We start from the raw sequence: 10,904 nt of genomic DNA on the forward strand, positions 1-10,904 counted from the left end.
GCGCTCCACGGCGAACCTACGGCTGGTGAGTCGACTCCGACCCGTTCGTTATAGATGTTCGGTTGAAAATTCCGGTACGACGCGCCGGAAAACGAACTACGTGAGATGTCGGCCCGTTCGGCGATACTGCGAGCATGAAAATCGGCTACGCACGGTGTTCGACCGCCCGACAAGACGTCGCCGGCCAAGTTGCATGGCTCGGCAAGCTCGGCGTCGACGGCGCTCAGGTCTACACCGATCACGGCTACACCGGACGCAACCGGAAGCGCCCGGCGCTCGCCCGCGCGCTCGAAGTCTGCCGCAGCGGCGACCAACTCGTGGTGACCAAGCTCGACCGCCTCGGACGCTCGGCCCGCGACCTCCACCTGATCGTCGACGGACTCGTCGCGTGCAACGTAGCCCTCAACATCGACGGCACGGTGTATGACCCAACCGATCCGATGGGCAAGATGTTCATCGGATTTCTGGCCATCATGGCCGAATTCGAGTCAGACCTCAATCGTCAGCGCACGAAGGCCGGCGTCGAGGTCGCGAAGGCCAAGGGCAAGATGCGCGGCAAACAGCACAAACTGTCACCGCTCCGCCGCAACCTCCTGCTACGGGACCACGAGACCGGCCGATTCACCGTCGATGACCTGTGCGCGGGTTACGACCTCAAGAAGACGGCCCTGTATGAGAACCTCAAGCTCGCACGCAATGAACGCGCAGGATCGGCACCGGAGCCGGAGTTGGCGGAGGATGAGCTGTCGGCCTGAAAGCGGGAGGGGTCGGTCGAGAAGCGCGGCCCCTCCGAGTCGCTCAGTCGAGATGAGGCGCGCGTCGGCTACGGGATCAGCACGTAGCTGCTGATCGCCAGTGCCCGGAGCGGAAAGTTCGAGACATTGACGAGGCTCACGCCGGCACCCGTGGGAACGTCGATCCTGGTGGGCCCGTTGTCTACCGGCACGCGCAGGGTGTGTGTGAACGGGGCGATCCCGTTGATCCAGTCGACCTGAATGTTCGTCGCACACGCCGGGCTTGCTCCGAAAGTGCCGCGCGAGTGAGCAGTACGGAGAGGTTTCCTGCCCGGGCAGGGCTGGTCTCGAAATCCACGTGGATCGGCCCGTTGCACGGTCCGCTGTTGTCGAGCTGCACGAGGTCGTCACCCATAATGCCCGGCGTGCGCGGCGGAACGTCCGCTGCTGCAACCGCGTTGGTGACGAGTGCGATCGCGGCCGCGGCGCAACCGTACGGACAGCGTTCTGCCGAAATGTCAATGGTCTCTCCCCTACCCCACCCGAACGTGTTCCGAATCGACAATGCCTCGACCCGGCCGTGAACTTGGGATCAACCCAATCGGACACGCACCTCGCATCTGTCGGGGCGAGGCGTCCGCAGCCCCGCCCCCTTTGCCTAGAGTTTCTAGCGGGCACCAACCAGCTCGTACGGTGTTGATTCAGATTCGTCGCTGCCGTTGTCTGTTGCCTCGTCGGTAAGCGGGAGTGGCGGGGTACGGAATCCGGCGTCAACTGCGAGATCCTTGGCCTTGTTGTAACGGCGCAACGCAGTGCTCGCCCACTTCTCCCCGGTCGCCTCCGCAAGTGCTGCGAACGTTGCTTCTGGATGCTCGATCTTCAGTCTGGCGGTCTCCTTGACCATCGGATCGAGCTTGCTCGACTCGATGAAGGCGAGCAGGTATTCCGTGGTTTGCAGCTCGTCCGGCAACACCAGGGTCTCGGGCACCGCCGTTGCGATCCCGTTGCACGCAACGTCCAGGTCGTCGGCAACGACCTCTGCAACGACATCATCTTCGCCATCGCAACGGTCAACGCCTGTAGGCCACGCCTCCGCAATGTCGTCGCTCGTTGCATCGCGTGACGTCCGCACTCCCGCAACCTGGGTCTCTGCGGCATCGACATCGATATCGACGCCAGTATTGCTGGGATTGCCAGTAATACTGTCAATGCTGATGAAACTGTCCTGGACCTTGGGGTCTGGGTCCTGCGGGTTTAGCCGCGTGCTGACTGCGCCTGAGCTCTCTCGCTCCTCAACCGCCCTGCTGGCGATGTCGTTGCATAGGGCGTTGTACTCGGTGTGTGCTGTACCGATTGCCTTGATGAGGATGCCGACACCGTGGGTGAACGCCAACACCAGCAACGGCGGAATGATCGCAATGAGCGATGCGCCTGTCGGCGTCAGCGGTGTGAAGCCCAGGTCCATGCCGGCCGCGACGTTGCGGGCAGCTTCTTCCCCGGCTCGGCGGGCATGGTAGGCGTTGCCGAAGACACTGATGAAGACCACTACGACGGCGAGCCAGAGGAAGAACCGCTTTCCTGTCGCGCGGCCACTGATCTTGCTCAGCGCAACAACCGCGATCGTTGCGCCGAGGATTGCGCCGTCGACGATGGCCGGGAAGATCCAGGTGAGGTAGTGCGGGATCCCGGCTTGCAACGCGAGGTCGCGTTGCACGGCAAAGGACAACACAAAGGCCCCTGTGGTGATGCCAATTGCAATGGAAATCGCAACGATCAGAGCCGCAATCAGCGCGCGGACCTGGATTCGTGCTGCTCGAATACTAAGGTCATTCATGACTGGTCTTCCTTCCACGGGTACCGGTCGGAACGAGGCCCCTGCCGACCCAAACGGCAGGGGCCTCATCTATTTGCTAGTCAGCGAGCGGACGGCCAGGCGGGAGGGGCTTGTCCTCCCCTTCGAACGCGTTGCCGTCGTTGTGTTGCGAGACGCGGCGCTGTGTTGCGTCGGCGAGCGCCTTCTCCACGAAGTGCGACCAGTTGCGGTCGGCCTCGGCGGACTGCGTTGCTTTGAATGCCAGGCGCGCTTGCTTCAGGACGTCTGGGGCGATGTAGACAGTTGTCGGTTTGTTGCTCGGCTTCTTCTCCGGTTCGGTCGGCTGTTGCGCGGCCGCAGCCGTCGATGCCAGATCCGTTGCAACCTTGTTGCGGTCCTTCCTCAGTGCTGACACATCGGGGGTCGCAGCTCGCGCGGACGTCCCAGGTCGCGGCGGCAGCCCCGTGATAGCTCGATCCGTTGCACTCACGATGCCGCCACCTCCGCGGACTCAGCCTCAGTGATGCGTTGCACCATCTCTTGGCATACGGCCAGCAAGTCCGCGGCGACCTCTTTTGCGCTTTTTGGTGCGTGTTCCTGGGCCTTGGCACTACCGCGGACGACTTCGTACCACTTCGGTCCGCTCTGGACGACGTCGTCGAGCTCATGGACCAGCACTCCCCGCTCCCGGATTGCGAGCGCTGTGGCTTCTGAATGCCTCACCATCTTCTTGAACACCACGTCGTCGGCGTCCCCACCGAACGCCGTGGCGATTCCTTCACGAGCCGTTCTCTGTACGGACGTGGAGTTCGCGCCAACACCGACGAGGACAACGCCGAGGAGCTCCAGCCCCTCGTTGACGTCCATGACCGAGGTGAGGCGGGCCGCGACGGCTGCCATGCCTTTGCGGCTCGACCCGTCTGTCTTAGTCGGGACGAGCAGCCACTTTGCGGCCGCAGCGGCAGCAGTTTGCAGTGTCTCGTCGCCCGGCGGGCAGTCGATGAGCACCATGTCGTACTCGCCCGCCAGCGGCGCCAGAGCCGTCGCGAGGGCCAACTTGGCACCTATCGGGTCTTTCGTCGCTTTCGAGGCCAGCGCGGCGGTAGCCATCGACAGATGCGTTCCGCCCGGGATGATGTCGAGGTTGGGACGAATATCGCGGACCGGGGTGATTGGATCACCGAACGATAGAGCCTGCGCGAGATTTTTGCCCTCGTCGTCAATCTCGCCGTACGTGTAGCCGAGATCCTCCGCAATATTGCCCTGCGGGTCGAGATCGACGAGAAGGACCTTGTAACCAGACTCGGCCAGCAAACCAGAGATGTTCGCGGCCAGGGTCGTCTTGAACACTCCCCCCTTCCCGTTGATTACTGCGGTGACTCGATGCAACGCGACCGCATCGCGTTGCGGGACTACGTGCGTGCGAGGTGGTGGCATCGGTGTCTCCCTTGTTATCCCGGAGCGGGATTCACTGTTAATGCTGGCATTGCCATCAACGATGGCTATTGCTGCAACGCCAGGATTACCGGTGTTGCAGGTGTTACCAGCGTTGCTGGTATTGCCCATGTTACCGGCAACGCGGTCATTGCAAGCATTGCTGTCATTCCCGGCGTGTCGCCCCTACTTTTAATGCTTGTAATGCTTTTATGCAGGTCAGATACCGTATGCCAGCATTGCATTTATTGCCAGGAAAAGGGTCGTCGCTCTGCCCGGCGGCAATCACTTGCTTTGCTTGTAAAGCTGGCAATCAGCGCGCGGGGGATGACGAGATATCTGACGGCGCCAGACCGTTGCGTGCGCCAGTTTTACTGGCATTACTGGCGATGCAAGGTTTCCGGCTATTGCCAGCAATGCTTGTGCAACGGCCGATCGTTGCGCGCAACAGCATGGCACCCTGCCCGCGCAATGTGGGCGAACCCGCAACAGCGACTCGCATCGGGGATCGAAATGTGTTGCATTGGGACTCACCGGACCGCAACGAGTTCGCAATAGATCTCGCTGCAGTACGCAGGCATTGCGTTGGTATTTGACGGCCTTGTGCGTGTTGCGGGTTCGAGGGCGGGCCGTCCTCGTGATACTCGTCATGTCAGGAGACCCCTTTTCACACCCGGACGGACCTACCACCTTGGATAGGGTGGAGACAGGGACGCCGCCCGGTGAGGTGAAGGGGAATGGATGGGCTACTTCGAGGGTCGTGTCGTCGCAATAACAGGGTCCGGGGCAGGAATTGGACGCGAGCTAGCTCTACAGCTCGTTCAATCTGGCGCACATCTGGCGCTGTCAGACTCGTCGGAGTCTCAGCTGTCCGCTACCGCTGACCTGTGCAAAGGCGGACCCGGAGACATCTATACGTCGGTTGTCGATGTGACGGACCGAGCTGCGGTGCTCGCCCATTCAGAAGATGTCGCTTCTCGATTCGGCCGAGTTGATGCTCTGATCAACAACGCCGGCGTACTTTTCGCCGGGGACGTACTCGCCACGACCTTCGAGGACTACGAGCGAGTGGTCGACGTTGACTTCTGGGGAGTCGTCAACGGAACAAAGGCGTTCCTTCCACACGTGATGCGCTCGGATCGGGGCCACATCGTCAACATCTCGTCCGCCTTTGGGTTGATGGCTGCTCCGTCGTATTCCGCCTACAACGCGGCCAAGTTCGCTGTACGGGGCTTCACTGAGTCGCTCCGCCAGGAAATGGCACTTGGGGGACATCGCGTAAAGGTGACCTGTGTTCACCCGGGAGGAATTCGGACCACCATCGCCCGCACTGCTGGGCACGCGGCAGGAGTAGATGGGACCGAACTCGCCGATTCATTCGAGCGGCGTATCGCGAGAACAGATCCGAATGCCGCCGCTCGAACGATCCTTCGTGGCGTTCAACGCGGGTCTGCGCGCGTCTTGGTCGGTGCAGACGCCAGAGCTGTTGACATGGTTACTCGAACGCTCGGGTCACGCTATCTGTCGATTCTGCCCGCCTTGAAAAGGCTTGGAGCCTAGCTGGACGTTCGACCTGAACAACGTTCAATCTAAGCAGGCTAGGATCTCCTCGTTCATTCGGTCGGGGAGGTTTTGGATGGCGACAAAGTGGTTGCTGGTAAGTACGTTCGGGGGTGCGTTGCCGTCGATTGTGGGGCAGGGTCGCACACCTAAGCCCTTCGTGGCGTTGGAGCAAGTGATCAAGAGTCGGCGGTCGTTTGCGGATGCGTCTTCGGCGATCACCGAGGTCATGGCGCACCCGACCAGGATTGACAGGCTTTCCAGTGACGGCCTGCGCCGGGTTATCGCGGACCCCCTGTGCACATTTGAGGGCAGACTTCACGCCATCTATCTGTGGGTCGGATCAGCTGAGGAGAAGGTTGCACAACGTGATCCTGCTGGAGCCTGGTACTTCAATCTCACAGACTTCAAGGTCAGTGGTAGCGAGGATCTTTTCGACCTGTATGGGGTAGCGCCCGAGAATCGTAGATCTGAGGCTGCAATGGCCGGGGCGTTCGACAGGTTGGATACCGGCGTCGACGAGGGGCACGCACTAGCCAAGATCGTTAAGTCGACCCCGGGGATGGAACACCAGGCGGTATGGACAGTCAAACGCGACGACGGCGTCCGCCGTGCCGCGCATTTCTCGTGCCGCGCTGTCGAGGAACGGCCCGATCCGAACAGCGATCGGAAGGTCGTGCTTCTGAGGGGTGTTACGCATGACATCGGCCCGGCGGACGATGTGCCGACTGCGCCGCCGCCGGTCATTCTGGAACACCGAGTCTTGGACGCCAAGTTGAAGCCTGGTGAGTATCTGGCTTACGTGGATCACAAGAAGCTGAGCCTGCTCAAATGGCGCGGCAACCCGATGCCTGGGATCGCGTGGGAAGGTGGGGTAGGGGAGCCGACGCCGGCGATGCACCCCGATGACGTCGAGGTTGCACGGCGTCTCTCTGCCGACCTTGCGCGTGGCAGCACCTCCGGTGTTATTCGTTTCCGCGGGCTGGACGGTGAGTGGAAGCCATTGCACCTTGAGGTCTCGTTGATGGCCTTCGACCAGCACACGATGGGTGCACTTGTCACCGTGTCAGCGGCGCCGTAGCCGGGACACCGATGACTCTCCGTCGCTAGCTCGATCACAGGTGCCGGCCCGGCGCCAGTTCTCGATGGACCTTCGCAACCATCATTGACGGATCCGAGTGTTCGTGCGCGCTGGGCCTTGGATCGTGACACCTCGTTGCGCTGTGACGTGGGCGTTGTCGTGGAGGAGGATTCGGCTGTTGTCGGTGGCGTGGACGGTGGTGTGTCCGTCGGCGTGGACGGTGGCCCGGTCGTAGGCGTAGATCGTGGGTTCGTCGGTGGCGCGGACCTTGGCTCGGTCGACTGCGTAGACGGTGGTCTTGTTGCGGGCTTCGACCTGGGTGTCGTCGAACGCTTCGATGACGGCGGTGGTGTACGCGTAGCAGCGAGAGTGACCCTCGAGCTGGACCTGGGCCGCGTCGGTGACGACGATGGCCGGCGACTGTGTTTGTCGTTTTGGTGTGCTGGTGGTGATGCGGACGCGTGAGGTGCCGGTGATCCGCAGGGTGCCGGTGCCGATGAGGTCGTGGAGTTCGAGGATCTGATCGGGCGGGGAGTCGACGATTACGGTCTTCGCGCCCTGAGCGAACCGGGCTGCGACGTCGGTAGCGGTGCGGCACGGAGTCCGGGGTGTACGGCACTGTGGGTTGCGTGTCGAGGTGGTTGGGCGCCTCATGCTCGATAACCTAGCCGGGATCCGCGGCCGGGTAGTGGGTGCCGCGCTGGCGGCGACGAGTCCTGCCTGGACCTGTGTATGCCCAGCCGCCGCGTTGTTCGTCGATCCCCTCGGGTTCGTTGTCATGCGGCCGATCGCACGGCTGAATTGATCTGAGACACCGTGGCTCGGGCGGTGGTGTAGTCGGCCCTTCCGTTCGATCTGGTGGGAAACCTGCCGTAGCGGACTCGCGCCGGCGCCGAAATTGGTAGCGCAAGCATTCCGGTCGGAGTCGTCCGACGTGTCCCGCGCTTCTTACCCGGCGTGCTTCGCCACTGTTGCTCTTCGTTCCACCAGGTAAACAGCTCGCGGTCTATCAGATGCCGTGCGGCTCGGCGGGCGTTGATTCCGGCAACTCCCCGGGTCTGTGCGGCGATCTCGAGCGTCCAGAGCAGCTGATCGCCCGTAGCCTTCGATGTGAGCAGTCCTGCCGAGTGCAGGCGGGTCAGTGCTCGTTCGATGTACTCGGTGCCGTAACCAGTCTTCTCCGACAAGCCGGTCAGGCTGTCGACCCCAGACCGGTAGAACCAGTGGACGCGTGCGGTTACTGCACCGAGGCCGCCGGACCTCAAGGGACTCCATAGATCGTGGGTGTGGTGGGGGAGGACCGGGATCCCGGGTGCAGAAGCGGGGGCGGGTTCCCCTTGTGTTGCATGAGAAGTAATCTCTACGCCCACATCAGGCGGCTGGTTGAGGGTCCACCGTGCAGCTCGCGTCCCGGCGCTTGGAGTGGTCAGCGTGACCCAGCCTTCCCGTGCCAGCACACGAAGCCTGCGCGAGACCGTGGACGCGTCGAGAGCGCATGCCTGTCCCAGGCGGCGGCAGTCGATGTCGAGGACCCGAGTGCGGGCGGTGCGTGCTAGCGCGGTCAGTGCGTGCAGGATCCGCTCGTCACTTGCTCCTCCTCGGCGGCCCCAGTGCGCTGTTGTCGCTGCGAGGGCATGTTCGATGGCGTCGAGGTCGTCGTCGATCGGTTCACGGGGCGCCTGGCCGGGGTTCGCGGTGAAGGTAGCGGCTCGGGCGAGGGCGCGGGTCCATTGGCGTTCTGTGTCGTCGCGGCCGCGGGCCGCGTCCTCACGAAGCCGAATCAGACCTGGGGCTGTGACAATCGCGGCGCGGGCGTCGTCGAGTGTGTGTCCGGCGCGGGCCATGGAAAGAAGGATGGTGTAAGCGAGGGCACTGCGGTCCGCCCCTTTAGACGGCACCGTCGCGAGCAAAGCCGCAGTTCGGTGGGGTAGCGGCCGCCGGGGTCGATCGAGTCTCGGACCCGCGCCATCCTCAATGATCCGCGGCCTTCGATTTTCCTCGCGTGGCGTAGCGGGCTCTGCATGGGGATGCCGCGCGAGGAGCCAGTTGACGACTTCCGGCGTCGTCCCGCGGCTGACGCGCTCGAGAGCCTGCTGCAGCCCGGCGCCGGCTAGGTGAGGGATGGACCGTCCACCCTCACGATGCGGTGCACCTGGAGGCCGCACAACCCCCTTACGGGGTTTGCTCAAGGGAGATTTGTCGAAGGTTGGGTAGTGCTGAGCGAGCACGCGGTTGAGTTCGCCGACCGCGGCCGGATCGGCACCGTCCTCGCCAAGTCGGATCCAAATATGCTGGCCGCCCGTCGGCCCGGAGTGCGCACGCAGGAACTGGACACCCAAGTCGTCGAGGTGTGCGGCGAGGCGGTCCGAATCGGCACGAGCCTGATCGGCACCAAAACGGGAGGTGTCGAAGTCGAACACGAGAAGCCGAAAGCGGTGGTCCGAGCTGGCGAGATAGACCGCCCAGGGAAATTCCGGCTGTTGCAGGGGCATGGAGACACTGGCGTCGTAACTGTGCTTTCGGTCCGGGTCGACGCGAACGCGCCGCCGCGGCGACCACACGCGAGTGCACGTGTTGTAGAGCAGTTGTGTGCTATCTGGGTCACCACTTGGCGGGGTGACACGCGCATGAGTTATTAGACCTGCATCAGGGCGTGAGATACCCTGGGCTCTGTCCACGAGACAGTCCCTCCGGGGATAAGCAGTACAGAGAATCGAGCGGCTAACTCTTTTCTCAACCAACTTCAAAGACCCAATGCCCTCGGCCCTGCCCGGTCGGGGGTTTTTTGGTTAGTTGGTGTGATGCACTACGTAATGTGTGTTCGTTTGTGCAGCGTCAAGGCCGCCATCGCGTTCACGCGGAAAGTTTCAGCACCTCCTGGTTGGTCTCCTGAACGAGCTGGGTATGGCCGGTAGCGGCTGCGAGAAGATCTGCCAGGAATTGGCTCATGTTCACACCCGCTGCCATCCGCCTACGTTCGAGTTCCTCGAACACCACGTCAGGGACTCTGCTGGTTACGCGAGTTCGGTCTCCCTTGTATGGGTTTCCCATCCCCTTCTCCTTCCCTGACCCCGACCGTCCACATCGGACTCCAATCTGCAGCACCAAACCTGTCACAAGTTGGACCGATAACGATGAAGACACGCCGTCGAACGCTCTCAGAGATGCAGAATCCGTGCTTTAGTTGCGTGATTACTTATAGGTTCTTCGCGCGTGTCTCTCGATGTTCATGACCGCGCTTCCATGCCTCTGCAACGATCCGCTTATCGACCCCGTAGAGCTCGGCGATCTTGGACACAAGGTCATCGCGGACAGGCTTTGCCCCGTTCTCGACCTCGGCCAACGTAGTGGCCCCGATTCCGAGCTGGGCGGCTGCGTTTCGTTGATTCAGCGCTGCCCGCACTCGAAGGTCGCTCATTCTGAGCTTGCCCGCCGGGATCGGCACGAGCACAGCGATTGATGTGTCCAGGGCGTCGGCAAGAAGGCCAAGCATTTCCGGTGCCGGCCTTGACCGTCCGGTTTCCCAGGTCGAGACTGCCTGACGAGTTGTACCGATTCGGGCCGCGAGATCGTCCGGCGTGAGCCGTGCCTTCACACGCTGTTCGCGGAGCTTGTCACCCCGGAATCCTCTGACTCCGCTGCGAGGCACTTCATCAACTCCCGGGGTCCGACCACTTCTGTATCCGACCATTGTTGCCCTTCCCGGGGTGCGATCATGCGCTAGCGCGTTTTATAGTTGCGTGTTATTGTTGCACTAATGTTAGCCGCTTCCAGCGGACTCGCTCAGGGGAAGGGGGCGTGAATGAAAAGCGTGAATAGGTTGCGCACAGAAGCTGCCGCGGTTTACGATCCTTCCGCGCGCCCCACCGGGGAGTCCTGCGGCCTTGTACACGTCGGGTCCGCTTGTAGCGCAAAAGGTGCTGCACACCGTCTATTTGGTGTGCCCTTTGGACTCTCGGGGGCGATCGTGTCGGAAGCAACTAACACAAGGTGTGGCTCGCGTAGAGCCGCACCTTCGCGTGCTTCTGACGCCCACACTCTCCAGGTCACCACTGCGGTGACCAGCGGTTCGGCTCGTCGAGTTTCTGAAGTCGAATTGTCGACCGTCACGTAATTCCCCAGGGGTGTCCGTCACGTAATTCCCCATGCTCGGGCGTGCTGAGTCGAGGGTAACCCGAGCGGGCGGGGTGCGGGTCAGGTTGCGGCGGTGGGGCGGTGTCCGGGTCGTTTGCGGGGTCGGTAGGACGGTCCGTCCATCAGGGTTTGATGGCTGGTGTTGATG

11 protein-coding genes and 1 pseudogene are annotated in these 10,904 nt (G+C 62.4%); 4 read left to right on the forward strand and 8 right to left on the reverse strand.

Annotation, left to right across the window (positions count from 1 at the left end; genetic code table 11):
- Nucleotides 1–134: 134 nt before the first annotated feature.
- On the forward strand, nt 135–755 hold the full coding sequence (locus AC1D1G_RS11375; protein ID WP_477952182.1) for a recombinase family protein: 621 nt from the start codon (nt 135–137) through the stop codon (nt 753–755).
- Between the two features lie 646 nt (nt 756–1,401).
- On the opposite strand, the gene AC1D1G_RS11380 is transcribed toward AC1D1G_RS11375, so the two are convergent.
- The 3 genes from AC1D1G_RS11380 to AC1D1G_RS11390 all read right to left on the reverse strand — a co-directional run bounded on the left by AC1D1G_RS11380 (nt 1,402) and on the right by AC1D1G_RS11390 (nt 3,984).
- Nucleotides 1,402–2,568, reverse strand: a complete 1,167-nt coding sequence (locus AC1D1G_RS11380) for a DUF2637 domain-containing protein (protein ID WP_477952183.1) — start codon at nt 2,566–2,568, stop codon at nt 1,402–1,404.
- Between the two features lie 76 nt (nt 2,569–2,644).
- A complete protein-coding gene (locus tag AC1D1G_RS11385; protein ID WP_477952184.1) occupies nt 2,645–2,962 on the reverse strand; it encodes a hypothetical protein in 318 nt (105 codons plus the stop codon).
- Nucleotides 2,963–3,033: 71 nt separating this feature from the next.
- Nucleotides 3,034–3,984 carry a ParA family protein gene (locus AC1D1G_RS11390; RefSeq protein ID WP_477952195.1) on the reverse strand — a complete coding sequence of 317 codons (951 nt, stop codon included), beginning with the start codon at nt 3,982–3,984 and terminating at the stop codon, nt 3,034–3,036.
- Nucleotides 3,985–4,722: 738 nt separating this feature from the next.
- Here AC1D1G_RS11390 and AC1D1G_RS11395 point away from each other — a divergent pair.
- Together AC1D1G_RS11395 and AC1D1G_RS11400 are read left to right on the forward strand one after the other, a co-directional pair.
- A complete protein-coding gene (locus tag AC1D1G_RS11395; protein WP_477952185.1) occupies nt 4,723–5,541 on the forward strand; it encodes an SDR family NAD(P)-dependent oxidoreductase in 819 nt (272 codons plus the stop codon).
- 76 nt (nt 5,542–5,617) lie between these two features.
- Nucleotides 5,618–6,622 carry a GAF domain-containing protein gene (locus AC1D1G_RS11400; protein WP_477952187.1) on the forward strand — a complete coding sequence of 335 codons (1,005 nt, stop codon included), beginning with the start codon at nt 5,618–5,620 and terminating at the stop codon, nt 6,620–6,622.
- Between the two features lie 81 nt (nt 6,623–6,703).
- Here the strand turns inward: AC1D1G_RS11400 and AC1D1G_RS11405 are convergent, their stop codons facing one another.
- Both AC1D1G_RS11405 and AC1D1G_RS11410 read right to left on the reverse strand, forming a co-directional pair.
- Nucleotides 6,704–7,276: a hypothetical protein gene (locus AC1D1G_RS11405; protein ID WP_477952188.1), complete on the reverse strand. Its 573-nt coding sequence runs from the start codon at nt 7,274–7,276 to the stop codon at nt 6,704–6,706.
- 122 nt (nt 7,277–7,398) lie between these two features.
- The gene (locus tag AC1D1G_RS11410; protein ID WP_477952189.1) at nt 7,399–8,466 is read right to left on the reverse strand and encodes a hypothetical protein; all 1,068 of its coding nucleotides are present in this window, start codon (nt 8,464–8,466) and stop codon (nt 7,399–7,401) included.
- Between the two features lie 369 nt (nt 8,467–8,835).
- On the opposite strand from AC1D1G_RS11410, the gene AC1D1G_RS11415 reads away from it, so the two are divergent.
- Nucleotides 8,836–9,261 (forward strand): hypothetical protein, encoded by a 426-nt coding sequence (locus AC1D1G_RS11415; RefSeq protein ID WP_477952191.1) that lies wholly within the window; start codon nt 8,836–8,838, stop codon nt 9,259–9,261.
- Between the two features lie 214 nt (nt 9,262–9,475).
- On the opposite strand, the gene AC1D1G_RS11420 is transcribed toward AC1D1G_RS11415, so the two are convergent.
- From AC1D1G_RS11420 to AC1D1G_RS11430, 3 genes and pseudogenes are all read right to left on the reverse strand, one after another.
- Nucleotides 9,476–9,619, reverse strand: coding sequence for a hypothetical protein (locus tag AC1D1G_RS11420; protein WP_155755974.1), 144 nt, complete (start codon nt 9,617–9,619; stop codon nt 9,476–9,478).
- Nucleotides 9,620–9,818: 199 nt separating this feature from the next.
- Entirely contained in the window at nt 9,819–10,313 is a 495-nt protein-coding gene (locus AC1D1G_RS11425; RefSeq protein WP_477952192.1) for a helix-turn-helix domain-containing protein, read from the reverse strand.
- Nucleotides 10,314–10,816: 503 nt separating this feature from the next.
- A pseudogene (locus tag AC1D1G_RS11430) lies at nt 10,817–10,904 on the reverse strand (ATP-binding protein); the annotation flags it as partial.

The sequence above is a fragment of the Rhodococcus sp. P3_B8 genome (assembly GCF_056402775.1).

Coding starts and splice junctions, on each gene's coding strand:
- AC1D1G_RS11390 (WP_477952195.1), bottom strand. CDS start 3,984: ATGCCACCACCTCGCACGCACGTAGTCCCGCAACGCGATGCGGTCGCG.
- AC1D1G_RS11425 (WP_477952192.1), bottom strand. CDS start 10,313: ATGGTCGGATACAGAAGTGGTCGGACCCCGGGAGTTGATGAAGTGCCT.
- AC1D1G_RS11410 (WP_477952189.1), bottom strand. CDS start 8,466: ATGGCCCGCGCCGGACACACACTCGACGACGCCCGCGCCGCGATTGTC.
- AC1D1G_RS11405 (WP_477952188.1), bottom strand. CDS start 7,276: ATGAGGCGCCCAACCACCTCGACACGCAACCCACAGTGCCGTACACCC.
- AC1D1G_RS11395 (WP_477952185.1), top strand. CDS start 4,723: ATGGGCTACTTCGAGGGTCGTGTCGTCGCAATAACAGGGTCCGGGGCA.
- AC1D1G_RS11375 (WP_477952182.1), top strand. CDS start 135: ATGAAAATCGGCTACGCACGGTGTTCGACCGCCCGACAAGACGTCGCC.
- AC1D1G_RS11380 (WP_477952183.1), bottom strand. CDS start 2,568: ATGAATGACCTTAGTATTCGAGCAGCACGAATCCAGGTCCGCGCGCTG.
- AC1D1G_RS11400 (WP_477952187.1), top strand. CDS start 5,618: ATGGCGACAAAGTGGTTGCTGGTAAGTACGTTCGGGGGTGCGTTGCCG.